General features: G+C 53.8%; 21 protein-coding genes and 1 tRNA gene. 2 read left to right on the forward strand and 20 right to left on the reverse strand.

Annotated elements, in window-relative coordinates; translation table 11 throughout:
• Positions 1-70: 70 nt before the first annotated feature.
• A complete protein-coding gene (locus K1I37_RS18060) occupies positions 71-1,198 on the reverse strand; it encodes an ABC transporter substrate-binding protein (RefSeq protein WP_021296206.1) in 1,128 nt (375 codons plus the stop codon).
• Positions 1,135-3,294, reverse strand: coding sequence for a glycoside hydrolase family 52 protein (locus K1I37_RS18065; protein ID WP_021296207.1), 2,160 nt, complete (start codon positions 3,292-3,294; stop codon positions 1,135-1,137). Before K1I37_RS18065 ends, K1I37_RS18060 begins: the two co-directional genes overlap by 64 nt.
• Positions 3,295-3,439: 145 nt before the next feature.
• On the opposite strand from K1I37_RS18065, the gene K1I37_RS18070 reads away from it, so the two are divergent.
• Together K1I37_RS18070 and cdaS are read left to right on the forward strand one after the other, a co-directional pair.
• The gene (locus K1I37_RS18070; protein ID WP_021296208.1) at positions 3,440-4,282 is read left to right on the forward strand and encodes an AraC family transcriptional regulator; all 843 of its coding nucleotides are present in this window, start codon (positions 3,440-3,442) and stop codon (positions 4,280-4,282) included.
• Between the two features lie 79 nt (positions 4,283-4,361).
• The gene (cdaS, locus tag K1I37_RS18075) at positions 4,362-4,997 is read left to right on the forward strand and encodes a sporulation-specific diadenylate cyclase CdaS (protein ID WP_031218476.1); all 636 of its coding nucleotides are present in this window, start codon (positions 4,362-4,364) and stop codon (positions 4,995-4,997) included.
• Between the two features lie 51 nt (positions 4,998-5,048).
• Here cdaS and K1I37_RS18080 read toward each other — a convergent pair whose 3' ends face one another.
• The 18 genes from K1I37_RS18080 to dnaE form a co-directional block, all read right to left on the reverse strand.
• Positions 5,049-6,635 (reverse strand): APC family permease, encoded by a 1,587-nt coding sequence (locus K1I37_RS18080; protein WP_021296210.1) that lies wholly within the window; start codon positions 6,633-6,635, stop codon positions 5,049-5,051.
• 253 nt (positions 6,636-6,888) lie between these two features.
• Positions 6,889-7,344: a hypothetical protein gene (locus K1I37_RS18085; protein WP_021296212.1), complete on the reverse strand. Its 456-nt coding sequence runs from the start codon at positions 7,342-7,344 to the stop codon at positions 6,889-6,891.
• Positions 7,345-7,712: 368 nt separating this feature from the next.
• Positions 7,713-7,797: transfer RNA gene (locus tag K1I37_RS18090), tRNA-Leu, on the reverse strand.
• Positions 7,798-7,908: 111 nt separating this feature from the next.
• On the reverse strand, positions 7,909-8,562 hold the full coding sequence (locus K1I37_RS18095) for a lytic transglycosylase domain-containing protein (RefSeq protein WP_021296214.1): 654 nt from the start codon (positions 8,560-8,562) through the stop codon (positions 7,909-7,911).
• Complete coding sequence (coaE, locus tag K1I37_RS18100; RefSeq protein ID WP_040441215.1) at positions 8,511-9,140, reverse strand: dephospho-CoA kinase; 630 nt, start codon at positions 9,138-9,140, stop codon at positions 8,511-8,513. Before coaE ends, K1I37_RS18095 begins: the two co-directional genes overlap by 52 nt.
• Before the next feature lie 56 nt (positions 9,141-9,196).
• Positions 9,197-10,063 carry a DNA-formamidopyrimidine glycosylase gene (gene mutM / locus K1I37_RS18105; RefSeq protein WP_021296216.1) on the reverse strand — a complete coding sequence of 289 codons (867 nt, stop codon included), beginning with the start codon at positions 10,061-10,063 and terminating at the stop codon, positions 9,197-9,199.
• 41 nt (positions 10,064-10,104) lie between these two features.
• Positions 10,105-12,756, reverse strand: a complete 2,652-nt coding sequence (gene polA / locus K1I37_RS18110; protein ID WP_021296217.1) for a DNA polymerase I — start codon at positions 12,754-12,756, stop codon at positions 10,105-10,107.
• 183 nt (positions 12,757-12,939) lie between these two features.
• Entirely contained in the window at positions 12,940-13,878 is a 939-nt protein-coding gene (gene mdh, locus K1I37_RS18115; RefSeq protein ID WP_021296218.1) for a malate dehydrogenase, read from the reverse strand.
• Between the two features lie 130 nt (positions 13,879-14,008).
• Positions 14,009-15,304, reverse strand: coding sequence for an NADP-dependent isocitrate dehydrogenase (gene icd / locus K1I37_RS18120; RefSeq protein WP_021296219.1), 1,296 nt, complete (start codon positions 15,302-15,304; stop codon positions 14,009-14,011).
• A 134-nt stretch (positions 15,305-15,438) separates the two neighbouring features.
• The gene (locus tag K1I37_RS18125) at positions 15,439-16,605 is read right to left on the reverse strand and encodes a sensor histidine kinase (protein ID WP_021296220.1); all 1,167 of its coding nucleotides are present in this window, start codon (positions 16,603-16,605) and stop codon (positions 15,439-15,441) included.
• A 6-nt stretch (positions 16,606-16,611) separates the two neighbouring features.
• On the reverse strand, positions 16,612-17,292 hold the full coding sequence (locus tag K1I37_RS18130) for a response regulator transcription factor (RefSeq protein ID WP_021296221.1): 681 nt from the start codon (positions 17,290-17,292) through the stop codon (positions 16,612-16,614).
• Positions 17,293-17,402: 110 nt separating this feature from the next.
• Positions 17,403-18,386 carry a tryptophan--tRNA ligase gene (gene trpS, locus K1I37_RS18135; protein ID WP_021296222.1) on the reverse strand — a complete coding sequence of 328 codons (984 nt, stop codon included), beginning with the start codon at positions 18,384-18,386 and terminating at the stop codon, positions 17,403-17,405.
• 430 nt (positions 18,387-18,816) lie between these two features.
• Entirely contained in the window at positions 18,817-20,574 is a 1,758-nt protein-coding gene (gene pyk / locus K1I37_RS18140; protein ID WP_021296223.1) for a pyruvate kinase, read from the reverse strand.
• A 101-nt stretch (positions 20,575-20,675) separates the two neighbouring features.
• A complete protein-coding gene (locus K1I37_RS18145) occupies positions 20,676-21,632 on the reverse strand; it encodes an acetyl-CoA carboxylase carboxyltransferase subunit alpha (protein WP_021296224.1) in 957 nt (318 codons plus the stop codon).
• On the reverse strand, positions 21,622-22,518 hold the full coding sequence (gene accD / locus K1I37_RS18150; RefSeq protein WP_021296225.1) for an acetyl-CoA carboxylase, carboxyltransferase subunit beta: 897 nt from the start codon (positions 22,516-22,518) through the stop codon (positions 21,622-21,624). Before accD ends, K1I37_RS18145 begins: the two co-directional genes overlap by 11 nt.
• 74 nt (positions 22,519-22,592) lie before the next feature.
• Positions 22,593-22,787, reverse strand: coding sequence for a hypothetical protein (locus tag K1I37_RS18155; protein WP_021296226.1), 195 nt, complete (start codon positions 22,785-22,787; stop codon positions 22,593-22,595).
• A gap of 122 nt (positions 22,788-22,909) precedes the next feature.
• Positions 22,910-23,395 carry a phosphatidylglycerophosphatase A family protein gene (locus K1I37_RS18160; RefSeq protein WP_021296227.1) on the reverse strand — a complete coding sequence of 162 codons (486 nt, stop codon included), beginning with the start codon at positions 23,393-23,395 and terminating at the stop codon, positions 22,910-22,912.
• Between the two features lie 108 nt (positions 23,396-23,503).
• Positions 23,504-26,518 carry a DNA polymerase III subunit alpha gene (gene dnaE, locus K1I37_RS18165; RefSeq protein ID WP_021296228.1) on the reverse strand — a complete coding sequence of 1,005 codons (3,015 nt, stop codon included), beginning with the start codon at positions 26,516-26,518 and terminating at the stop codon, positions 23,504-23,506.

Here is a 26,518-nt window from a genome sequence, read left to right on the forward strand (position 1 = left end):
CGCGTGGGCGATGGCTGTGCAAAGCACAGAGACGCCTGTGCACGCCCGAGCGGGCGAGCGGACCTATGCCTTAAGATACTGGCTTCAAATGCATCACGACAATGGCGGCCGCTGGGTAGCTCCATAAGGATGGGGACACATACGCGTTATTTGCATCCGGCCACCCTGTATATTTGCTGGTGTTGTATTCGTACCACGTCGCTCCGCAGACCAGCGGGATGGTCGGCAATTGTTCTGCGACAATCCGCTCCACCTGATACATCGCTTGCTTCTGTTTGGCCTCGTCGGTCGTTTGTGCGAACGCGTTTAGCGCTGCATCGAGGGACGAATTGCTAAACTGCTCATAGTTGCCCCCACCCTTCGTCGAATAGAGCGCTTGGTCAATGTAATACGGATTCGGCCCGCCAGTGGAAGCAGGCAGCGCTAACTGAAATTTGTGTGATGACAGTTGCGACTGGTATGCGCCCTGTTGTTCCTGCTGGACATTCACCTGAATTCCAATCTGCTTCAGATCTTGTGCGACCATTGACGCTTCAGCGTCCCAGTCGGTCCAGCCAGACACGACAATCAAGTTAAATTTGAGCGGCGTTCCGTTGGGGGATTCCAACACGCCAGATGCATTCTTGTGATAGCCTGCTTTTTCGAGCAGCGCTTCGGCCCCAGTCGGATTGAACGTAAACTTCTTATCCTTTTCCGGCAGACTCGGGTCGACCCAGGAACTGCTGGTAGGTAGCACCGCATATGGTTGAGCAGGTTTCTCATATCCATACTCGGCCTTCGTGGAAAGCGCATTCCTATCGATCGCCATGCTCATCGCCTGACGGACAACAGGTTGACTAAGGATAGGATCTTTCAAGTTGGGCATCAGGCTAAAGATATTTCCTGGCGGGAACCAGTAATGATTATTCGGATTCTTCGATGTGTAAACTTTGTCGACGTTCGGAATGAACTGTCCTGTCCAGTCGATCTCCCCCTGGACCATGGCCAAATTCGCACTGTCGTTGCCGCTGTAGGCAGGGAAGTTTAATTCGGGAACCGGCGGCTTGCCACCGTAGTATTCTGGATTGGCTTTGAACTTGTAATCCTGGGCGCTGAAGCTCTCGAGGACATAGGAGCCCGTGCCAACTGGATTTGTTACGTTCGCTTTCGCCGGATCGCCAAGCTTTGACCAAGTGTGCTGCCCACCACACCCGGACAACCGTTCAACCAGAGAATGCTCGTTACGCCACGCGGGTAATATTTGCTGCCAATGATCTCGCCCCGAAGAATCTGGTCGCTCCAACTCCACAGCGAATGCTCGGGATGCGTCAGCCATGCAACATGCGCCGCATCAGCTGCTCGCCCCCGCTCATCCCATGGCCATCCTAGAATCTGTCGTGCGACATGCTGACACAAGTAGATCTTGCTCAACCAGGAGTTATCGCTGGTTGAGGACAACTTCCATCCGCCATCCGGAAAGAGACAGCTACCCTCGACCAATATCGTCTTCAAATGCTGTTCGAGCGCCCGAATGTAAAACCCATACCGGCCATCGCGAGCAAGTGCCTCCGAACAACCTGTGTATAGGAGATACACCAACCCTTCTACCGCCGGGATGATTCTGGAGTCGTTTCCCTCGCCCAGTATTGCAGGAATATAACCCGCTTCCGTTTGATGCTCGACAATTGTCGTGGCACAACGCAATGCCTGAAGCGCAGCTTCCTCTGCCTCTACTTCGCGTCCGCTCAAGCAAAACAGCTTCTCCAACGCCACGTAGGCAGCAAAACACTTGCCAGCCAGATACAAATTATTGCGAGCCTGGCCCAATGACGCATCCAAGCTGTCATAGGTCGTGATCTCCGTCCCAAACATCGTCCGGTTACTGTCGAGCGCCATCACGCCGTTTCGCCTGTTTGAATCCGGGTTATCGCGGTTCAACATGCTTTGAAAACATGCCTCCAATGTAGGAAGGTTGGCAGCCAACCAGTCATTGTCGCGGGTGTATTCGACGTAAAGCGCCGTGCACAACACCCAATTCACCAATTGTTCGTGTGTCATATGCGAAAAACAGCCATCTAGCCCGTACTGTTCATACGCAGAGTAATGTGGTCTGGAGAAGACATTCGCCACCCCCATGTCATGCGTAAAGCTGATACCGCCTGGGTACATCTGCGACTCGTCTGGGAAAGAAACCTCATCTTCGTAACTGTAGCGATTTCGAAACATATCGAGTTCGTTTCGAACCGTCCATGGGTTCATCCGCAACTCAAAGAACGCTTGGTCCACGGTCAAATCAAAGGTGTTCATCATGCGATACTCACCCTCGTTCACCACCCACAGTGGACCATCCGATAATTCGAGAAATTGCGTCGCCCCGTAATAACTACGAATCGCGTGCGACAGCACGAATTGTTGGTCTTCGGAGAGGGCGCTCGCATCAATCATCTTGTTTGCCTCTAGGGCGAGCGAAACTTTTTCGGCAAAGTGCGATAACGCATATTGCGCAACCTGCTCGATATTTTGAAAATATCGCGTGTAATAGTAACTTGCATCGATGCCGGATGTAACAATTCCACCCCGATAAAAGCAGATGACAAATCGATACGTCTTTTTCTGCTGTGGTGGCACGTCAAACACCAATGCACCCACCTTGCCGAGTCCAAATGTCCAATTCTCTTTGTGTTTCGCCTTGAGGATATCCTCAAGGCGAAAATGCAGAGCCGATTGGACATCGGCGTCTTCCGTCGCAATTGCGGTCAACCGGCCCTGCCCGACACCCGTAAGTGACGATGTCTCATCCAGGCGTCGCATGGCACTATAGGGATCCATCCCCTCATAACCAAAAAACGCCCTTCGGGTGATGCGAGACAACGTGTTGTCCACGGTCATTTCGACGAACACGGCCGGGACAATCGCGTCTTTCAACGCATCCTCTGGCGCAGACGTCGGATCCGGCACAGATTGGATTGGAGAATAAATTGTAAACGTCAAGTCCCCTGCGCGCCATGTATCCGTCGCTAGTCGAAATCCCCTTTGAATTCGCTTACAATCAAAGGGGCGAAGTAACAACTCGTCGGTGTCCTGCGTCTGCTTTTCAACATCATAGCGACGACTGTCGTCGTCCGCCTGACGATAAAACGGAAGTGCCTCAAAGCTGCCGCCTTCGCGCGTCTCCAGTCCGACATAGACACTTTTTTGCGGAGGTTGGCCAAGTTCGAGATCAAGTCCGCCAGCTGCACCTGGAAACCCAAGTGTAAAGCTGGCGTAGGCACCAATCGGCGCATGGTGCGCATTGAAGAACATGTTTTTATCCATATTCCGCATTTCCCATTTCTTGTAGAATCATTCTGTATGTCTCTATGTTATCAACGAATTTCCAAAATGACATATCCATATCAAGACGACTTTTATCCAAATTAAGCAGAATCACCGAAAGGGGGTCGACAGCGTTGAGTGAACATTGGCAGACCTACGAGTACATGCTGCCGAACATGGATTCAACGCTCCGTCTATTTGCGGCACATTTGCGTTCTGTGGACGACAAGTGGAGCTATTCGAAGTCAATTTGGTCGTCGACGGGGTGCAGCAAATGACCGTCAATGGTGTCGTCTATCATCAGCACCCAGGGGACTTGTTGCTGCTGAAACCAGGAGATGTCCATGCCGCACACTCGGAAACCTCTCCGATGACGTATTATTGTCTTCATTTCGATCTCGACGACCCCCTGCTCCGCGAACTTCTCTACCGGAACCGTTCAGTGTTCTACCGCTACGACAATTCCCTGACCACACGCCTGCGCCCACGGCTGGAAAAACTGATTGCCATCACCTCCAGCAACAATCGGAAATCCGTCAGTCAGCGAATGATGGCGCTGTCCGTCGTCTTTGAACTGTTTGCCGAAATCATCCAGTGCATGGAAGTGGAACAGTCCGCGGGTATTCGCCGCGGCGGCACGCTGCTGGTCTCGCGGGAAATTGCCGATGCGCTTGAAGGCTACGTGGAAATGGGCTCACTTTCGAACAGTACCGAGCAAGCGAAAGATGTGATTCGTCAAATTTCCATGCGACTGGGTTACAGCCCGTCGTCCTGCAACCGCGCGTTTCACCAAGTGTATGGGCTGTCGCCGAGGCAGTATCTATCCACACTGAAATTAAAAAAGGCCAAAATTCTCTTGATGGAGTCCAAACTTTCCGTGGAAGACATCTCCGCTCGTCTCGGGTACGCGGACATCGCACACTTCAGCCGCCAGTTCAAACGCTGGACCGGCGAGTCCCCCAGGGAGTTCCGAAGTCGGTTTCAGTAGCCGTCGCAGATAGTATCAGCCCTTACCAACTGGGCAGGATAAAATTGACGTGGTGAACACAGATTTCGGAGGGAAGATTGTGGCCGAGACGACACATCCAACGTATTCGCTACCCGATGCCGTCAAATCGGAGCTCAAGCAACAGATTGGGCTCGTTCGGCGTGAAATAGATGACTTATTCAGTCGCCTAGATCGCAATGATCATTGTATTTTGTGTGAATTTGAAAGAATTCACGACACATTGCGCGGGTTGCAAGCGACCACAGCGACTTCCTACCTGAAAACGTATTTGGCACCTTATACCGAAAATTACCAGGAAATTTCCGTAGCCGTTTCACACCTTTCCGAACGGCGACACGGTGCACTCATTGTGGTCCAACGAAAAGATCCCCTCGATAGCCTCATCCACTCTGGGATTGCCATTGGCGCTACGCTCACCAGTTCCTTGCTGGAATCTATCTTTTATCCAGGTGGACCGCTCCACGACGGTGCCGTACTGGTGCGAGAAAATCAAATTATCTCCGCAAGCAACGTGCTACCTGTATCCAATATCGCGATGGGAGAGACCAAATTGGGTACGCGCCATCGCGCCGCGCTCGGTCTATCTCAGCACAGTGATTCTCTCGTGCTGGTCGTTTCCGAAGAAACCGGGACGACGTCCTTCGCGTTCGGCGGAAAAATGTTCCCCTTCACCGCATCCGACGGCACGGTGTAAAAAAGGGGGAGGGCGACAGCGCCCTCCCCCTTTTCACAGCTACAGCCGTGCTTATTTCGATGTCTCCATCACCTGTGCTGTTGCATCATCCGTATCTGCGTCGACGTCGAAATTTGGATTCGGTACAGCAGTGTAGACACCCCAATAGTAAGCGCCAAACGACATCAGAATCACAACAATTTGATCCCACGGCGTCGGCAGAATATTGGTACCGCCAAATGTCGTGCCACCCAAATACGAGACGACCATCATTGCTGCGTAATAGACGACTAGCCACCATGAAGATTTCAACTGCTGCCCGAACGAAACCTGTGCGCTCGGCGCCAACCGGTTAAAGATGAGGTACAGCACCCAAACAATCAGTTGCATCCCAATCAACAGCCGATCCGTCTGCCACCCCGACCAATAAATAATCAACGATGCAATGACGAACGAGATGGGTGAAATGATGCCCATCCCCGCTAATCGAAATGGCCGCGCGAGGTTTGGAGCTGTCCGTCGAAATGCGTGAGCCGATACTGGGCCAAGGATGTACGTGAGCACGGTCGCCGACGACACCACGCCGACCAACTTACTCCACGATGGGAATGGCAATGTGAAGACAATCGCCATCACGAGGGCCAACCACAATGCTGGACGCGGAACTCCCGACTTGTTGTCCACCTTCGCAAACAGCCGGAAGAACGTCTTCGTGCGGGCCCAGGCGAAAATGACGCGGGCCGTCGCCGACAGATAGATGTTTGCCGTACCACTCGGAGAGACAATTGCATCCGCCAAAATGACGGTCGACAACCACCCCAACCCAAGTGCCGCTGCCAAGTTCGCAAACGGCGACGTAAACTGTACCCCTGCCCAGCCGTGTGTCAGAAATTTACCAGGAAGCGCCCCGACAAAGGTCACCTGCAGCAGCACGTAAAGCAGTGCGCTACCAAGCACGGCCAGCATAATGGCAATGGGCACGTTGCGCTGTGGGTTTTTCGCCTCCCCAGAGAACCCAACGGCTTGCTGGAAGCCTAAGAACGCAAAGATAATACCGGCTGTAGCCACGGCTTTTTCAATTCCGGAAAAACCATATGGTGCAAACCCATGTGACGAAAAATTCACGGTCTTCATATGTGTCAACAACACGATGACCGTCAAGATAGGCACGATGAATTTGATGATTGTAATGATGGTGTTGGCTTTGCCAAACAAATTGACGCTAAAGAAATTAAGCGCAAAAAAGATCAACAACAACACCAATTGAACAAACCAACCAAGTAGCGTCGGGCTGTCGGATCCTAATGACGTCCACCAAGTATCCATGTATTGTCGCATGGCCTCTGCCTCGATACCTGCAACGCTCGCAAATGCGATGAGCGAGGCAAACCCGAGTAAATACCCTACCAGCGGCCCGTGGGAGTACTCCGGATAGCGAACCGTACCGCCTGTCCGCGGCAGTGAACCGCCAAGTTCCGCGTAGACAAATCCAAGCAAGGCAACGGCCACCGCGCCAATAATCCAAGATATCCAAGCGGCAGGTCCAGCAATTTCACCCGCTCTTTGAGAGGCGAAGAGCCAGCCGGATCCGATGATGGAACCAAGCCCAATAAATGTGAGATCAACAAGTCCGAGTTGCTTTTTAAACTTTCCCTGCAATGAATGTTCTCCTTTCGAAACAACACAAAACTAACACTCCAAAAGCGTTAGTTGTCTTACGCAATATGTTTTCCAGCACGGCAAATTTTGCGCACTGCAAACTGATGCAAATTGTTCCTTTTATGTAAATTCCGAAAAGTCACTGCGGCAACGAATGGCGTTTTCGCACCGACTTTATCCATCCATCTCATCAGATGGCAATGACGTCGTCACCTCCTTCATTGAGCACTTTACGCCCTGACCGCGTACCGGCCTATTGGCGGCGGACACTGAGCCAATCTCTCAATACAATGCCCATCCCTATCCCCACGAAGGCCAATAACATCGGAAGCCACATCGGCCCTAGTAACACTCCAAATATTTTTACCTCGGGGGAATAGATAACCCCAACGGTACCCAAATAGGCTGGCAAGACGAAGGGAATATACCCATACGGGCCCAATTTCCCTCCTGCATCCCGGTACGCGTCCCATATCGCATACATATAGACACAGGGATAAAACATGAGCCATTGAAAGTTCACCACTGCTACCGCAGCCGATGGGCGCCCCAAAAAGCTTAGCATAATCACCTCGTTAAGGTGTGCATGAATATTGATGACAAATTCGAACGCAATGAATAATACACCTTTTAGGTACTTGCCGTTAAGTAGTTGTCCAAATCCGGGGATTGCGATGCTCCACAAAATGCGTTCGATTGATTGGTTCATACGAATAGGTCGCTCTTGAACTGCCAGATTCCTTCAATCATGTACTCGATTGGGCATTGCCCATCCCGATAGGTCACCAAATCTTTCAAACATACACCGACTTCCATAACGGCCTCACACCCTAGCTCATATTTTTTAAGGCTATTGTGGCTTCGGCAAAGAAAGTTATGCTCTGAAACAAGGGTGGACCTTGACATATTTATGTCAATCGGCTATGGGACGAACACGCGGCGTGTTACACGGCCGTGACGATGGATTTGGAAACATAGAACAAGATAATGATTCGCTAAACCAGTGAAAACGAAAACGGTCACTGACAACATTGACCACAACTGCATCAACGTTAAAGTGACCGTTAGGGTTATTCATGGTGTCGAGGACGGGACTTGAACCCGTACGAGTTTCCTCACACGCCCCTCAAACGTGCGCGTCTGCCAATTCCGCCACCCCGACATGGATGCGTACGACGTTGAACGTCAACGCAAGAGATTATATACTGCCTCGTCCCGCCGTGTCAATCAAGCGCTAATAGCCCTGAGCCGCTGTCTGCTCTGCGCTGTCGCGTTACGTTTGCGTATTCCAGGCGGGATCATGACCGTAGATTTTCTTGTACAGGCTATAGTTGTAAAACACTCTGTCGACAAAGTGACGGGTTTCGCCGACTGGAATTTGGTCGATGTCTTGCAGTTTGCCATCCCACGTCCCAGAACGAAGCCAGTCTTGCACGCGCTTCGGCCCTGCGTTATAAGCCGCAACCGCTGCAGTCACGTTGCCGTGAAACTGCTGAATGAGGCTTTGCACGTACCAACTGCCAATCAGAATATTGTACTGTGGACTAGCCAACTGCTTGTCGTCTTTCGGTAGCCGGTTGACTGCGCCGCCTGATCCGGTTGTCTGCTGCCGGATGGTATCCGCTATCCACTGTGCTGTGTTTGGCATCAGTTGCATGAGCCCCACTGCACCGGCGTGCGAGACGTCCTCTGTTTGAAACTTGCTTTCGACGCGGATGACACTCGCGATGAGCAGGGGATCGACCTTGGCAAACGCCGCAGCGCTTTGAATGTTCTTTTGATAATGAATGGGGTACATCATACGCCAAAACGAGTTCGTCGATATGATGATGAGTACAGCGATGAGTAGTATCGCCGCGACCAGTGAGCGGCGGTTCAGGATAACGAACTTGGGGCGCCGTTTGCCTGGCTGCGAATGGTTGTCCATACTGCTTGCACCTGCTCCCGTGTATTCTCCAGCGTACTATCATTCACAATCACGTAATCCGCGAGTGCACGCTTTTGGTCAATGGGCATCTGTGCCGAAATTCGTGCTCTAGCTTCCGATTCATTCAGCCCATCTCGCGCCATCAGCCTGGCGAGTTGCACGTCCGGTGGTGTATAAACGACCACGGTACAATCAACCAAGTGCCGCGTCTCCCCTTCGAACAACAAAGGGACGTCCCACACGACAGGCTCCCCAGGATGCTTTGCGAGATAATCGGCCGTCTCTTTTTTCATCCCTTGCCGAATGCGTGGGTGCGTGATGAGATTGAGTTGCTCCCGCAAATGAGCGTTTGTAAATACAATGCGCCCAAGCGCCTTCCTATCCAGCGTGCCATCTGGTGCGAGAACGGCGTCACCAAACACGCGCCGAATCTCTTGTAATCCGTCCGATCCCGCTTCAACCACGCGCCTGGCCCATACATCTGCATCTACAACATACGCACCGAGCTCCCGTAACATGTCCGAAACTGTACTTTTTCCCGTGGCGATACCGCCTGTCAACCCGACGATCACGCTCACCCAACCCCCATCCGAAAATGTTCCCCACGCAATTCTCGCGGGCGCAGTCAAACAGTCTATACGTGCGTATCTTCAACAATCCGCATGCTTTTGCGGCGCCCGTTTCGCGGCTGGCAGTTTGGACAGTAATGCGTGCCTCTGCCCCCCAAGCGAATTTTCTCAATAGGTTGTCCGCAAACGAAACATGGCTCTCCCTCGCGGGCATAGACGTGTAACTGCATCTGAAACCCACCATGGCGCCCATAGCCGTCCACATACGAGCGAATGGAGGACCCACCTGCATCAATCGCCTTGGTGAGAACCTCCCGAATTGCAGCAAGTAGCAGTTCGCAGCGGCGCTCGCCGACTCGACTGGCTTTGGTGAGGGGGTGAATTCCGGACAAAAACAGCGCTTCGTCGACGTAAATGTTTCCGAGGCCCGCCAACACCGACTGATCTAATAAGACCGACTTGATTGGTGCTACGCGCTTGTGTAAACGCAGGTGGAGGATGTGCGGGGTGAGGGCGGGATCGAACGGTTCCGGTCCCAATGTCACCAAACCCGTTGGTCGAGGTTCGTCCTCCGCAAGTAAATCCATCGTGCCAAACTGCCGCACGTCGCGATACCGTAACTCTGTCCCATCGGACAACCCAAAAACGACGTGCGTATGCGGCGCCACCGATTCCTCTTTTGGCACCACGCGGTACTGCCCTTCCATTCTTAGATGGGAGATCAGTTCATAGGGGCGCACGTCGAACAGGAGGTACTTTCCGCGACGGTCAACACCTTCAAACGTTCGACCCACTAACCGCTGCTGAAATTCGGCCACAGACGGATGACGAATAATCCTTGGAAGATGTACGTGCACATATGTGACGACCTTGCCCACGACAAGTGACGTGAGTCCTCTTCGCACTGTTTCAACCTCCGGCAGTTCCGGCATCCCGCTCCTCCTCCCGACCGCGCGTCCGCCATCGCTTCACGTCACTTGGCTTCATACCACGTCCGACCGTGCGCAATATCCACTTTCAGTGGCACATTGAGCGTAATCGCGTTCTCCATTTTGTCGCGAACCAATTGCGTGAGCTCTTCCAATTCGTCCTTCGGACACTCAAAAATCAATTCGTCGTGTACTTGTAGCAACATCCTCGCATCTAAACCTGCCTCGGACAGCGCCTCATCAATATGCACCATCGCCAATTTGATAATGTCTGCCGCAGTCCCTTGAATAGGCGTGTTCATCGCCGTTCGCTCCGCGAAACTGCGCAGATGAAAGTTACGGGCGCGAATGTCTGGAAGATAGCGACGACGGTTCATCAAGGTCGACACGTACCCCTGTTTTTTCGCCTGATTCACAATATCCTCCATGTAGCCGTGCACACCCGGGAACTTTGCGAAGTAATTCTCAATAAACGCCTTCGCCTCTTTTTGCGGGATATTCAAGTTGTTAGCCAAACCAAAGTCACTGATACCATAGACGATGCCGAAGTTGACTGCCTTCGCCTGCCTGCGCATAAGCGAAGTGACCTCTTCCATCGGCACTTCAAACACATCACTCGCTGTGCGCGTGTGAATGTCCATGTCGTTGCGAAACGCGTCAATTAACGCTTCATCGCCAGACAAGTGCGCCAGGATGCGCAACTCCACTTGCGAGTAGTCAGCAGACACAATGACCCAATCCGGATACGTCGCATCGAACACCTGCCGAAGCCTGCGGCCCTCTTCGAGACGAATGGGGATATTCTGCAGGTTCGGTTCGCTACTCGACAATCTCCCGGTCGCGGTCAACGCTTGGTGGAACCGCGTGTGAATCCGCCCAGTCTCCTTGCGAATGACCTTCAGCAATCCGTCCACGTACGTCGATTGCAATTTAGCGAGTTGGCGGTAATCGAGGATCTTTTGGACGACGTCGTGATACGGCGCCAACTTTTCGAGCACGTCGGCACTGGTGGAGTAACCCGTCTTGGTCTTCTTGACCGCCGGCAACCCCAGCTTCTCAAACAGCACCTCGCCCAACTGCTTTGGCGAGTTCAAATTGAACTCAAGTCCTGCCAAATCATATATTTCACTGGTCAAATGACCGATTCGTTCATTCAAATCGTCGCCGAACGCCCGAAGCTTCTCGGCGTCGACATGAAAACCTGTAATCTCCATTTTAGCAAGAACAAATGAAAGTGGCATCTCAATCTTCCGGTAGAGATCATCCAGCGCCTGTTCTGCAAGAGCCGTTTGCAAGCGGTGATGAAGGTCGGGTAAGCACTGCGCAATCCGACACAACAGCGGTGCCCTGTCTTCTTTTGTCTTGGTCACCGAAGGCACTTCCATTTGCAGCTCACGCGCCAGAATCTCCTCCAGTCCGACTTCGCCATCCGTCGGATTGAGGAGATACGCTTCCAGTTTCACGTCATTCCAACAACCGCTGGGGTGGATATTAATCCCCCGCGCATCCAGCAAAAACGCCAAAGATTTAATATCGAATACGACTTTGTCATGAGCGGACTTAAGCCAAGTCCGCATATGAGAGAGCTCCAATTCTCCATCCAAAGAGATATAGAATGCCGCGTGACGAGTTGCCAGCGCAATACCGTTCACATCGGCTGTGTGATAGTCGCCTGAACTCAGGTCAAACACGCATCCCGTGACATCTTCCAGCTCGCCCCAAACCATTTCCAATTGTTGTTCTGTACGAATCAACTGATACGGTGTTCGACGCCAGTCATCCGCTTCGACAGCGGCGCTGTCAGCCGATGTCGACGCACTCATTTCCTCGGAAATTTTGTCGATAAGGGAATTGAACTCCAGGGCTCGGAACAGTTCCCGAACAGTAGCAGCATTGTATCCATGATACGCGAGGTCATCCACCGTGACGTCCACTGGAATGTCGCGATGAATAGTAGCAAGCTGTTTCGACAACAGAGCTTTGTCCCGATGCTCCACCAATTTTTGCTTTAACTTCGCACCGCTCACGTCATCTACATGATCTAACACTTGCTCCACCGTCGGATGCGCAGTCAACAGTTTAATGGCGGTCTTCTCCCCGATGCCAGGAACACCTGGAATGTTGTCAGACGAGTCCCCCATCAAACCTTTCAAATCGACAATTTGCTCCGGTTTGAGATGGTACCGATCTGCCACGGCCTGAACGTCATAATAATCGACGTCCGTAATTCCCCTGCGCGTGAGAATCGCATGTACGCGCTCGGACACGAGCTGCAGCAAATCTTTGTCTCCAGAGACAATTTTGGTCTCCACTTCTTGGTTGTCGGCTTGTAGCGACAACGTGCCGATGATGTCATCTGCCTCGTACCCATCTATCTCGACGACAGGAATCGAAAAAGCTGAAAGCAACTCGCGAACCATCGGAAACTGTTCAATTAACTCCCCGGGGGTTTTCTGTCGGGTTCCCTTGTAGTCCGCGTATAAGTCATGGCGGAACGTCTTCGCAGATTTATCAAATGCAACCGCTAGATGCGTCGGTTTTTCTTCCTCCAGGAGTTTCAAAAGCATTAAGGTAAAACCATACACCGCATTTGTTTGCTGCCCGCTCTTATTGGACAATGGCGGCAACGCAAAAAACGCGCGATACAGGATGCTATTCCCGTCGATTAACAGAAGTTTTTGGGGTTGTGTAGACATATGCCACCTCGTTTGAGAGTCCGTTCAACGCACGTATCTTCATTTTAACACATCCTCGGCAAAGGTCCGATGGATTAAACGGCAAAGGCCGTCAGGCGGTAGATACATTCTACCGTCGACGGCCTGAGTATTCTTCACCGATCTGCGACGACGCGAAGCGCAAGTCGCGAAATAAGGCTAAAGCTACGATTGAACGACTTGGATGACTTTGCGAACAGACTCTGCAGACTTATCGAGCGCGGCTTTCTCTTCTGGAAGCAGTTCCAGCTCAACGATCTTTTCAATACCATTTGCACCGAGAATCGTCGGAACACCGAGGAACAGATTGTCGTATCCGAACTCCCCTTCAAGCAGCGCAATGGCAGGCAGAAGGCGCCGCTTGTCCTTGAGGATGGATTCCGCCATCTGAGCCAACGAGGCGGCTGGCGCGTAATACGCACTTCCGTTGCCAAGTAGTGAGACAATTTCACCACCGCCGGTGCGTGTGCGCTGAACGATTTCCTCAATGCGCTCCTTCGAGAGGAATTTTTCGAGGGGCACGCCCGCGACATTCGAGTAGCGAACGAGCGGTACCATGTCGTCGCCATGAACGCCCAAGACAAAGCCATGTACATCTTCAACCGACACGCCTAACTCTTCGGCGACAAACGTGTTGAATCGCGCTGTGTCGAGAACGCCAGCTTGGCCAATCACGCGGTTCTTCGGGAATCCGCTGGCCTTGTGCGCCACGTAAGTCATCGCGTCCACCGGATTGCTCAGGACGATGAGAATGGTGTTCGGCGAGTATTTGACGACCTGCTCAGTGACCGATTTGACAATACCGGCATTCGTATTGACCAAATCATCGCGGCTCATCCCGGGCTTGCGAGCGATACCCGCCGTGATGATGACGAGATCTGAATCCGCTGTGTCCTCGTAGTTGGCCGTACCGACAATTCGCACGTCAGACCCGATAACTGGCATCGCTTCGAGCATATCCAGGGCCTTGCCTTTGGTCGGGTTTTCCATCTGCGGAATGTCGAGCAATACGACGTCACCCAATTCCTTCATGGCAAGCATGAATGCTGTTGTCGCGCCTGTAAATCCTGCGCCAATCACGGAGATTTTCTTTCTCTTCAACATAGTTGTCGCTTCCTTTCAGACATAGAAGCACCCGCGCCGCAAACTCGCGCGCACGGGCCACTTCACATGATGTCGCAGGGAACTCTGGTCTGGCCCCACCGACACGTATCATTCACACCAACGAAGACGACTACATATTTTCGATGATCTTGTCCGCGAACTCGGACGTTTTCACTTCGGTTGCGCCTTCCATCAGGCGTGCGAAGTCGTACGTGACGACCTTCTGCTCAATCGTCTTTTCGAGCGCACGCGTAATCATGTCCGCAGCTTCCTGCCACCCCATGAATTCGAACATCATGACACCCGAGAGAATCACGGAGCCCGGATTCACCTTGTCTAAATTCGCATACTTCGGCGCGGTTCCGTGCGTCGCTTCGAATACGGCGTGGCCGGTAACATAGTTAATGTTTGCCCCAGGCGCAATCCCGATGCCACCAACTTGTGCAGCCAGTGCGTCAGAAATGTAGTCGCCATTCAAATTCAACGTCGCGATGACGTCATATTCCGCGGGACGTGTAAGAATTTGCTGCAAGAAGGCATCGGCGATGACGTCCTTGACAATCAACTTGCCAGCCGCTTGAGCTTCAGCCTGGGCACGATTTGCGGCATCGCTACCTTGTTCATCCTTGATTCGGTCATACTGTGCCCACGTAAACACCTTGTCGGCGTATTCGCGCTCTGCGACCTCATAGCCCCAGTTTTTGAATGCGCCTTCGGTGAACTTCATGATGTTTCCTTTATGGACCAACGTCACGCTCTTGCGACCATGTTGCAATGCGTAATCAATCGCCGCCCGCACAAGCCGTTCGGTTCCCTCGCGCGAAACCGGCTTAATGCCGATGCCCGAAGTCTCCGGGAACCGAATTTTTTTGACGTCCATTTCATTCCGCAAAAAGTCGATGACCTTCTGCACTTCCGGCGTCCCCTCTTGCCACTCAACGCCCGCATAAATATCTTCCGAATTTTCCCGGAAAATCACCATATCTACAAGCTCCGGTTGCTTCACAGGCGATGGAACGCCCGTAAAATAACGGACTGGGCGCTGACATACATAAAGGTCGAGCTCTTGCCGAAGCGCCACGTTCAAAGACCGAATGCCGCCACCCACTGGGGTTGTCAGAGGACCCTTGATGCTCACGATGTACTCAGTCAGCGCTTTCAACGTGTCTTCAGGAAGCCACTCGTTAAACTTATTAAAAGCCTTTTCACCAGCGTACACTTCATACCATGCGATTTTTCGCTCGCCGCCATAGGACTTTTCAACCGCTGCATCAAACACTCGGCTAGACGCGCGCCAAATGTCCGGCCCCGTGCCATCTCCTTCGATAAACGGAATAATCGGGTGAAGGGGTACATTCAACTTGCCATTCTGCAACGTGATAGGCTCACCCGTTGCAGGAGGAGCATAATGAGTGAACTGAGGCATGACAGGCCCTCCCGTATGTAAGATATGGACGCGAAAAGGGGTGTACTAGGATGACAAAAGGCTGTGTGAGACTCCTCTTCTGCTATCCGATAATTCAATATTTATGATAACACAATCGGTTATTTCAGCCAATGTCACCAAAGTGGCCTGAGGCTCGGAACTTCCACACGGATGCGGAATTTCTCTTGCGATTCCTCGATTTCCATCGACCCGCGCATTCTTTCAGCGAGGCGAGCGACAATTTGCAGACCCACGCCTCGTTCGGCTGTGCGGCGTTCGCCGTCGTGACCCGACCGAAAATTCTCCACCACGAAAGAGACCCGGCGTCCATCTCCCGTCAACTGCCATGTTGACGTCGTGTGAGGTGCTGCGTGATCGATCACGTTTTTAAACACCGTACTCACCAACCGCTCCCATCCTGGCGGCGTCGTCTCCACAAACAGTCCAGGCTCAGCACGCCCGTCCAAATCGCGTCCGTCCAGTTGCAGCAGCGCGCGGTAGCGCTGGGCGACTTCTTCGGTGATGTCGGAGACCGCTACGGGCTCCGTCGGCTGCAAAAACACGCCGGATCGCAAACGAGACAAGAACAGCATGTCGGAAACCATGGTCGACGCCCTGTCCAACTCGCGACGAATGTCAGTCGCCGTTTGCGAATCGACCCCCCGATTCGACAACATGGCCCCGACGGTAGCCAGCGGCGTTTGTAACTCGTGCGACAACTCGAGCACGGTCTCCTGGTAAGCTGACCACGCCTGCACGGTTGGCCGCATCAAACGCCTTGCGAGAAACAAATTGCCAACGAGCGCCACGACGAAACCCACGCCACCCACAGTCCACATCAGGTGACGCGCGTGCCACAACATGGACTTCTCCTGCGCAATCAGGGAGAACAAATACGTGTGAACGCGCTGTTTCCCAACTTGAATCGTCGTATCGTAGACGCGATACGGCCGCTCTTTATACTCGAGCGTCGCAAAGTGGTTTTCATAGTCGAGCGTGCGAATGACTTCAAACGGAACAGGCGTCCGTTTCAGGGCAATCACTTGCCCTTGGTCCAGCGCGTAAAAGTACACGTTCTGACCGCGGGCGTCACGGACATCGCTTGGATCAAAGTGTTGACCGTGCAGCAAACTCGACACCGCGTCTTGAACCGACGCCGTCTGCGCCTGCAGGTCATTTTCACCGTCCTTCGATAGTTCCGTGGACAGTTCGCGGTAGACCGCCCCTCCGAGCACGGCCAACAACACGCCTGTACTAAAGATCAACAGTGCAGCAATCGTCACGTACATGCGCCGGAACATCGTCTTTTACTCCTCTACCGCCAAAAGCGTGTAGCCGCGCCCACGTATGGTTTGGATGGCCCGCTTCCAACCGATGTTGGCGCACTTGCGGCGAAGAAAATAGACATAGGTGTCCAATGCGCTGTCAGCAACCTCTGCATCTGGGCCCCAGACGCGCGCAATCAGTTGATCACGCGTCAACACCTGCCCGCGGTGGCGAAACAGACATTCCATTAGTGCGAACTCCTTGCTCGTAAGCTCCAACACCTTGCCGCGAAACTCTAAACTGCGCGTACGTGTGCGCAGTTTTGCCACGCCGCAGGTAATGGTTTCATTGTCCGAGAGCTCAGGGGCGCGCCGGACCAATGCGCTCACCCTCGCGAGCAGTTCTTCGGGTGCAAACGGCTTGCCTAAGTAATCGTCCGCACCTGCGTTTAAACCTTGCACCTTATCTTTCGTCTCATTTTTGACCGTCAGCATCAAAATCGGCGTTTTGCACCCGCGCTCACGCAGGTCCGTCACGACGTCAATTCCGCTCCCGTCTGGCAACATGTAGTCAAGAATAAGGCAATCATAAGCGAGTGTCAGTCCACGGTCGAGGGCGTCATACGCCGTCGCCACGGCATCCACCTGATATCCGGTCTTTGCAAACATCGTGACGAGCTCCCGTTGCAGCTCAAGTTCGTCCTCCACGACCAATAGTCGCATGCGGCGTCCCTTCCTTACACCATGAAATAATGCCGTGCATGAACAGCGCAATCACAGACGCCCGTGGAACGAAAGGGCGAGGGCGCGTGCCCTCTCTTTTCACGCCTCGATCACTCTGCGAGAAAGCCCAATCGCTCCTTGACTGTGGCCAACGTCTGCCGCGACAAATCACGCGCCCGCTCTGCGCCAGTGCGCAGGACTCGGTCGACCTCGTCTGTCGCAATCAACTCTTGGTAACGAGCTTGCACCGGCGCCAGTCCATCGACGACTACCTCAGCCAGCTCTTTCTTGAACTGACCATAACCTTTACCTGCGAAGTGCTCCGTCACCTGCTCCATCGTCATATCCGTAAACAGCCCGAATATCGTCATGAGGTTACTGACCGCCGGCTTTTGCTCGATATCGTAACGCACTTCCTTGTCCGAATCCGTCACGGCGCGGCTGATTTTTTTGCGGATGACATCCGGGGGATCGAGAATCGCAATATACGCCCCTTGGCTCTCGTCGCTCTTGCTCATCTTCTTCTCTGGATTCTCAAGGCTCATAATGCGCCCGCCAACCTTCGGAATGTATGGCTCGGGTACCACAAACGTATCACCAAAACGATGATTAAAGCGTTCTGCGATATCGCGCGTGAGCTCCAGATGTTGCTTTTGATCTTCACCGACTGGCACAAGGTCCGCCTGATACAGCAAGATATCGGCAGCCATCAGTGCAGGATACGTAAACAAACCGGCTGTCACCACATCCTTGGTCGCAGCCTTGTCCTTAAACTGGGTCATCCTCCCCAGTTCCCCGTAATACGCGATACACTGTAACAACCATCCGAGTTCTGCGTGCGCGGGTACATGCGATTGAATGAAGACGATGGACTTTTCAGGATCAATCCCTGCCGCCAAATACAGTGCAGCGAGATTTCGCGAATTTTGACGCAGCGCTGCCGGATCTTGCGGCACCGTGATGGCATGAAGATCTACCACACAAAACAGACACTGTGCCTCGTGTTGCAGGCGGACGAAGTTTTTCATCGCCCCAAGGTAGTTGCCAATCGTCAGGTTGCCTGACGGTTGAATGCCAGAAAACACACGCTTCACAAGTATTTCCCCCTCTTGCGCCACTGGGAACGCAACCAAAATAAAACGCGGAGCAAATCGTCCAAATTGGGACGAAAAACTCCGCGGTACCACCCATGTTCAGCGACCTTCAAAACGTCGCTGCGCTCGACCAGCCATCACTGGCCGACCAAATATCGCTGGTCAGACGAGCCGACCTACTCGTCCAGACTGGACTTCAGTCGACTGGCTCTAAGGCCCATTCAGCAGCGCACCGCACACCAGGCTCCCACCGCCCCTGGCTCGCTCAGTCGGTGCTCATCCATGTTTATCTGGACGACACACCGCAATGTCGGTATCCTACTGCGTACTATTCCTCTTCAACGCCGTATATGCAAATTCAACTATCCAGATTATATGTCCGCGCGAACTGCGATGCAACTCGCCGCCGGCGCCGAAACGCAAGACCGGATTACAGGACTTGCACGCGACCGCGATAGACCAGTCCGCGATGTGGATCAAGCGTAATCGTCTCGCCGTCTTGTAATACTTCCAGCGCTTCTGCAACACCGACAATCACAGGTTTACCCAAAGACACGCCAACCACCGCAGCATGAGAGGTCAAGCCCCCTTCTGTGGTCACGATGCCCGCCGCCTTTTCGATAGCCTGCATGACATCCTTGTCGGTCGAGGTCGTCACGATGATATCTCCCTCGCCCACTTTGCCGTTTAAATCGGATGCATCCTTGACGACGACAGCGCGACCAGTGACGGATGTCTTACCGACGCCAGTGCCTTTGACGACCGAGTCGGCAATGGTGTGGACCTTGAGGAAGTTAGTTGTCCCCGGCTGACCTGCAGGAATTCCGCCGATGATAAGCACCAAATCCCCGTTCTGCACGTGACCAGTGGACAATGCACCTTCAACAGCAGCGGACAGGATATCATCCGTGGTCGTGCAGGGTTGCGAAACGACGACCGGGTGAATCCCCCAGGATACCGTCAAGCGCCTTGCGATGGCCTCGTTTGGTGTCACCGCAACGACATTCGTCAGCGGTCGATACTTCGAGATAGACCTCGCCGTGTGCCCAGAGGTCGTCACGGTGATGACGGCTTTGGCGTCGAGATCAGAAGCGAGGGTTTTCACTGCATGTCCCAGTGCGTCGCTGACCAGTTTTGTGCATTCTGTTTGATGGCGCCAGACAACTTCGCGCTGAATGAGTGCCGTTTCCGCACGCACCGCGATTTGCGCCATGGTGCGTACCGACTCGATTGGGTAACGGCCTGCCGCCGTTTCGCCACTGAGCATCACGGCATCGGTACCGTCAAAGATAGCGTTGGCGACGTCACTGGCTTCAGCGCGCGTCGGGCGCGGATTGCGCTGCATCGAATCGAGCATTTGCGTGGCCGTGATGACCGGTTTACCGTACTTGTTACACAGGGAGATGATGCGCTTTTGCGCGAGAGGTACTTCTTCAGTGGGAATTTCGACGCCGAGATCTCCGCGCGCAACCATCATTCCATCGGTCACTTCGATGATTTCCTCGAGCCTATCCATGCCCTCTTGTGTTTCAATTTTCGAGATGATATCCGCGTGGTAGTTGTGCTCTTCGAGGATACGTCGAACTTCGAGCACGTCGCCAGCCTTGCGGACAAACGACGCTGCAATCAAGTCCACACCCTGCTCAATGCCGAACACGATGTCTTTTTTGTCCTTTTCCGTGACACCCGGAATTCGCAAGGTCACCCCTGGAACGTTAATGCCCTTATTGTCCTTCAGCGTACCGCCGTTCGTGACGCGGCAGCGAATATCGTGGCCCGAGACTTCAATGACCTCGAGTCCAATCAAACCGTCGTCAATGCGGATAGGCGCCCCTGGATAAACGTCTTCGACGAGTCCCTCGTAGGAAATCCATACGCGTTCTTTCGTTCCGACTTCGACCGGGTCAATCGTCAATGTGATTTCGTCATGGTCAGCGAGTTCGACGGCGCCGTTTTGAATTTTGCCTGTGCGGATTTTTGGACCCTTGATGTCCAACATGATGCCCACATACTTACCAACCTTCCGCGACGCTTCGCGAATGCGGCGGATGCGTTCAGCATGTTCCTCGTATGTACCGTGAGAAAAGTTTAATCGAGCGACATCGAGACCCTCTTCGATAAGCCGAGTCAATGTCTCTAGGGACTCACTAGCAGGTCCGATGGTAGCGACAATCTTCGTCTTTCTCATCCTAAAACCTCTCTCTTGTTCAGGTGTGATATAGCGCGTGAACGGATGTCACGGACAAAGCAAAAAGCGGAATGCCCACCTAGCAGGTGGACACCGCTTTGCTACCGTTCAACGTATTCTCCCATATCCCGATATTTATCGTATCGCTCGGTCAGGAGTTCATCAATAGGCTTTTTTGCGAGCTCGCGCAAACTCTCGATGATTTTCTCGCGCACAGTCGCAACCATCGCCGCAGGATCTTTTTGCGCGCCGCCCTTCGGCTCTTGAATCAACTCGTCCGCAATACCCAAATCAACTAAATCAGGCCCGGTAATTCGCATGACCTCAGCAGCGCGGCTCGCCTGCGTACTATCCTTCCACAAAATCGCCGCCGCTGATTCAGGTGCGATGACAGAATACCAGGCATACTGCAACACGTAGACTCTGTCGGTGATACCCAGCCCCAGCGCGCCACCACTGCCGCCTTCACCTGTGACAAAGCTGATAGTCGGCACGCGAAGTCCTGCCATCTCGAGCAGATTTCGCGCAATCGCCTCGCTCTGACCGCGTTCTTCCGCAGACATCCCGGGATATGCGCCAGCTGTATCGATAAACATGACGACGGGACGGCCAAACTTTTCAGCCTGTTTCATCAATCGCAGTGCTTTGCGGTAACCCTCTGGATGGGCCATACCGAAGTTGCGGTGGATATTCTCCTTCGTATCGCGCCCTTTTTGATGACCAATAATGGTCACCGGCTTGCCGTCGATAAGCCCCACGCCGCCCACAATCGATGGGTCGTCGCGAAAGTTTCTATCTCCGTGCAGTTCGATAAATTCTGTGCAGACGCCCTTAATGTAATCGAGGGTCGTCGGTCGTCCAGGCTGCCGCGCAATCTGGACGCGCTGCCACGCTGAGAGATGATTGTAGGTCTCTTCCGTCAGCTCATCCAGATGCTCTTCAAGCCTGCGCACCTCACCGGAGAGATCTAAACCGTTCTTCTCCATGAAGCCCTTGAGTTCCTGGATTTTGTTCTTCAGTTCGGAGAGTGGCTTTTCAAACTCGAGCTCACTCGGCATCTGCCCACCCCCGCGCACTGTGAATCCTCACCAGCACACCCAGTGCATCCCGAAGCTGTTTGCGATGAACCACTTTGTCTACCATCCCATGCTTTAAGTTAAACTCGGCCGTCTGAAAGTCGTCCGGCAGTTTTTGACGAATCGTCTGCTCAATGACGCGTTTACCTGCGAATCCAAACATGGCGCCAGGTTCAGCGAAGATAATATCGCCGAGACTTGCAAAGCTCGCGCTCACGCCACCCGTCGTCGGATGCGTAATCACGGTGACAAAAAGGACTTGCTCATCGTGCATGCGACGTAGTGCAACACTCGTTTTGGCCATCTGCATCAACGACAAAATGCCTTCCTGCATGCGCGCGCCACCCGAGGCCGTGAATAGAATCAAAGGCTCGCGCTCTTCTGTGGCACGTTCCATGATGCGCGTCAGTTTTTCACCGACCGCTGACCCCATTGAACCCATAATAAACCTAGGATCCATCACGGCGATGGCCACTGGCACGCCATCAATCGTACCCTCGCCCGTCACAGCGCCTTCTGTCAGTCCGGTCGATTTTTGCGCCTTTTCCAACTTCGATTCGTAATCCGGGAAACCGAGTGGATTTGTCGACGTGACATTGCCGTTTAACTCCACAAACGAACCCTCGTCCAAAGTCAGCGCAATGCGCGTATAGGCATCCACCCGAAAGTGGAAATTACATTCCGGGCACGTATATGCGTGCTTTTGCAGTTCCTTGCCCATAATCAGATTGCCACATGCGTCACACTTTTCAACCAAGCCCTTGGGAATGTCCTTTTCAACCGGATCTGGCGTCGGCACCTTCTCCCGTTCCACCGTCTTCCCAAGCGTGGCATAGTGTCTGCGCTTGTTAAACAAATCTCTTAGCACTCTTCCACCTCATCATTCAAAGAGGTTGTCCGAACCTGCGCACGCCCCTGCGCTTCACGCATGTCAAACACACCTCAGAAGGAGGAATGCAAGATGTCCTTCAGAACTTCTTGCCCCTCGTCCAGTTCGGTCTCCGGGATGAGAATTTCGAACTGCTCCTTCGCTCCGCGAGCTTGCCTAACCTTGACGAGAAAACCTTCTTCTGTCAACTTGTCCTTTATGTGGTCCGCCTGCTTGGCGGTGGGCGCAATATAGATGACAGTCCACATCTTCTTCGCTCCTAGGACTCGACTCGAAATTCTTCCTGGCATTATAACACGTTCTACAAAAACGACGTGCAGCCGTACGCAATCCTACGATACCATAACTCACAAGTTGCGCAAATGCGTTCTCAGACTGTATCGTCGTAAGACGACGTATGATGCTGGTGCGCGATTCGAGAAGCGGCGGCTGCGGCGACGGCGGCGACGAGATCGTCTAAAAAAACGTGAATCCGCTGGCGGTCCTGATTGAGTTCGCCGACAATCCCCACCTTGGTTTTGTCCAGATAGCCAAAGTTCGTCAACCCAATCGAACCGTACACGTTGGTAATCGAGAGCGCTAGAATTTCGTCGACACCATACAGCGGTTCATCCGTCTCCATAATGCTTTGCAAGGGCTCCGGCAGCGCCTTTTGCTCTGCCAACACATCCAGCGCTAACCCTGTGTATATCGCGTGTTGAACCTCCCGTTTCTCGAGGACCCGCGCGACGCTGTCCAAACATTGCTCCATCGTCAAGGACGGATGGTAGGGCTTTTGCAAGTCAAATACAATTTGAGCGATTGCGGCAAGTTCTACGCCTCGTGCCTTTAATTGTTCGATCACACTCGCGGCCACATGCGTCCCCCCTGTCCTTTGAGCCTACGACGAAAAAAAGCTAGGTATGTCTACTTTTCAAGGATTCAACGGTAAGCGTCTTACTGTTGACGAATCAGCAGCAGGTGCTCACTTGCGCAAACTCACCTTCACATTGCCCATACCGACAATATCCTCGAGCAGCGTGAGCAATTCCGGCGACAGCGCCACGCGCCACTTGTCCGCAAGCAGGCGCGTGCGGCGCGTTTTCACGTCGTACAACGCCACAGGCACATCGCCTGGGACACCTGCAAGCACTTTCTGAATTTCGGTAAGCGCCGCCTTCCCCCGCTCGGTGCCGCTGCTGTAGCGAATGTACAGGACCTCGTTCCCAGTGGAATCTTCCGCCTGCACGTCCGCCACGCTCTCGGGGGCCGGTTTGTCTGCTGCATTCAGCACAAGGCCAAGACCCGCAAATTGACGGTCTTCTTCCGCTTGCCGCTGCGCCTCCTCTAACATCTGAAGTTTTGCGGCAACCGTCGCACTACCTGGGAAAAACTCGTCAAACGCCCCTGCCTCGACTAGGCTTTCCAGCGCTTTGCGGTTCACCACACGCGTGTTGACGCGCCCCAAAAAATCGCGCAGAGATGTAAACGGCAATTCACGCCTGGCTGTCAAAATAGCGTCTACCGCACCCTCGCCCACGTTCTTCACCGCAAGCAAGCCCGTGCGGATACTGCCGTCGGCATCGACCGAATAACCGCGCATACTAGCGCTGACAGACGGCGGCCGCACCGCAATTTGATGCCGGCGCGCATCGGCGGTATACGTTTTAATCTTGTCGGCGGACGACATCGCCATCGTCATCAGCGCCGCCAAAAAATCTGGCAGGTAATGCGTGCGCAAGTACGCCGTCCGATAGGCCAAGACCGCATATGCAGCGGCGTGAGAGCGATTGAACCCGTAATCCGCGAACCGCACAATCAGGTCGTAGACCTCGTTGGCCGTCAACTCATCATAGCCGTTTTGCAAACACCCATTGACAAACCGCACGCGCTCCGAGTCGAGTGCCTCCCTCTTTTTCTTACTCACGGCACGTCGCAGCAAATCCGCCTCACCCAAGGAGAATCCGGCCATCCGCGACGCAATCTGCATAATCTGCTCCTGATAGACAATCACCCCATACGTGTCTTTCAGAATGGGCTCAAGGTCAGGGTGCGGATACCGAATCGGCGCTCGTCCGTGTTTCGCATCGCAAAACGCCGGAATATTTTCCATCGGACCTGGGCGGTTCAAGGAAATCACCGCGACGATGTCATCCAAATTGGTGGGGCGCAGTTGGCGCAGAACCCTCCGCATGCCTGGAGACTCCAGTTGAAACACGCCATTGGTATCCGCCTTGGTCAGATTGTCGTACGTCGGCTTGTCGTCCAGTGGCACCTTTCGCCAGTCGATAGTCGTCCCTGTGCGGCTTTTGACACTTCGCACACAATCGTCCATCAGCGTCAGCGTTCGCAACCCCAGAAAATCCATCTTGACGAGCCCCAGCGCCTCGACGTCCGCCATCGCATACTGCGTCACAGGGATGTCATCGCCGCCCGGTTCGAGCGGCAGCCAATCCGTCAGTGGATCCGGTGAAATCACCACCCCGGCAGCATGCACCGACGTGTGGTGCGGAAGTCCCTCAAGAAAACGCGCGGTCTCGTACAGCCGCCTGGCATCGCTGTCGTCCGTCAGTAAATCATCCAACGCGCGGCTTTCTTCCCGGGCCTTCGCGAGCGTCGTTCCTGGCAGACTGGGGATAAGGCCTGCGACGCGGCTGACAAGTTGATTGTCGAGTTTCAACATGCGCCCCGCATCGCGCACTGCAGCACGCGCAGCCAACGTGCCAAACGTGCCAATCTGGGCGACTCTGTCCCGCCCGTACTTCTCGACAACATACCGAATGACTTCACTTCGGCGCTCGAATTCAAAATCCGTATCAATATCCGGCAGGGAGACGCGCGCAGGGTTGAGAAAGCGCTCAAACAGTAGCTGGTTCGCCACCGGATCGACATCGGTAATCCGCAGGGCATAGGCCACGAGACTCCCTGCGGCCGATCCGCGCCCAGGTCCCGTCGAAATGCCTTGCTGATGCGCATAGCGAATAAAATCGGCGACGACGAGAAAGTAGTCGGCATACCCCATGTCGCAGATGACCTGAAGTTCATAATCGAGCCTGTCCTGAAGCGCCTTTGACAACGGGCCGTAGCGCTTGATCGCACCAGCCGTCGACGCCTCGCGCAGCACATCGCTCGGGTCGCGCCCGTCCTTGGTCGGATACACCGGCATACGCACTTGGTGTAATGGCAACGTCGTCTGGCACATTTCCGCAATCAGCAGTGTATTTTCCACTGCTTCTGGGTAGTCAGCAAAGCGGAGGACCATTTCATCAGGCGGTGCCAGATGCATGAAGTCACTCGCAAACCGTTCAGCCGCATCGTCGAATTCGAGCCCTGTATACGCCCGATGTAATGGCGCATCCTCCGGTTTTCGATAGTGCACGTCGTTCGTCGCCACAAGTGGAATCACATGCGCCTCAGCCGCGCGCAACAAGGGCGGCAAACCGCTTTCTTGATGCGGCAGGCGATGGTTTTGGACGTCGACGAACACCTGCCCCACCGCACAAGCGCCCGCGAATTGCGCAAGGCGCGCCGCGGCAGCCTCACTTTCCCCCGCCGCAAACATGCGCAGCAACGTGGACTCTCCGCCACCGACCAGGCAGACCAGATCTGTGGAGAGCGCCGCCAATTCAGACAAGGTCACGTAAGGGACGTGCCCTCGCCCTCGGGCTATCGTGACGAGGCGCGTGAGCGCGCGGTACCCATCGAAATTTCGCGCGAGCAGCACGCTGCGCTCCAGTGCTGCTCGCAAAGCCTCTCGCGTTTGCGGCAACGCAGTGGGCTCTGCAAAACAGACGTCGAGCTGCGCGCCGAGAATCGGTTGTACACCGAGTTTTTTGGCCTTTTGGTAGAATGGTACAATCCCGTAAAGCGCGCTCGTATCCGTTAGTGCCACTGCAGGCATTCCATACGCCGCCGCATCCTCCACGAGATGGTCCAAGCGAAGCGTACTTTCCCGCAGCGAATACGCGCTGTGTACGTGTAAATGGACAAACTGCGACAC

The sequence above is a fragment of the Alicyclobacillus acidoterrestris genome (genome assembly GCF_022674245.1).
GTDB lineage: Bacteria > Bacillota > Bacilli > Alicyclobacillales > Alicyclobacillaceae > Alicyclobacillus > Alicyclobacillus acidoterrestris.

Coding starts and splice junctions, on each gene's coding strand:
- K1I37_RS18085 (WP_021296212.1), bottom strand. CDS start 7,344: ATGAACCAATCAATCGAACGCATTTTGTGGAGCATCGCAATCCCCGGA.
- K1I37_RS18130 (WP_021296221.1), bottom strand. CDS start 17,292: ATGCGACTATTGGTCGTGGAGGACGAACTTGAGCTGCAACGGGAGCTC.
- mutM (WP_021296216.1), bottom strand. CDS start 10,063: ATGCCGGAACTGCCGGAGGTTGAAACAGTGCGAAGAGGACTCACGTCA.
- pyk (WP_021296223.1), bottom strand. CDS start 20,574: ATGAGAAAGACGAAGATTGTCGCTACCATCGGACCTGCTAGTGAGTCC.
- K1I37_RS18145 (WP_021296224.1), bottom strand. CDS start 21,632: ATGCCGAGTGAGCTCGAGTTTGAAAAGCCACTCTCCGAACTGAAGAAC.
- K1I37_RS18065 (WP_021296207.1), bottom strand. CDS start 3,294: ATGGATAAAAACATGTTCTTCAATGCGCACCATGCGCCGATTGGTGCC.
- K1I37_RS18095 (WP_021296214.1), bottom strand. CDS start 8,562: ATGGACAACCATTCGCAGCCAGGCAAACGGCGCCCCAAGTTCGTTATC.
- K1I37_RS18125 (WP_021296220.1), bottom strand. CDS start 16,605: ATGTTCCGGCGCATGTACGTGACGATTGCTGCACTGTTGATCTTTAGT.
- polA (WP_021296217.1), bottom strand. CDS start 12,756: ATGTCTACACAACCCCAAAAACTTCTGTTAATCGACGGGAATAGCATC.
- mdh (WP_021296218.1), bottom strand. CDS start 13,878: ATGTTGAAGAGAAAGAAAATCTCCGTGATTGGCGCAGGATTTACAGGC.
- K1I37_RS18155 (WP_021296226.1), bottom strand. CDS start 22,787: ATGTGGACTGTCATCTATATTGCGCCCACCGCCAAGCAGGCGGACCAC.
- icd (WP_021296219.1), bottom strand. CDS start 15,304: ATGCCTCAGTTCACTCATTATGCTCCTCCTGCAACGGGTGAGCCTATC.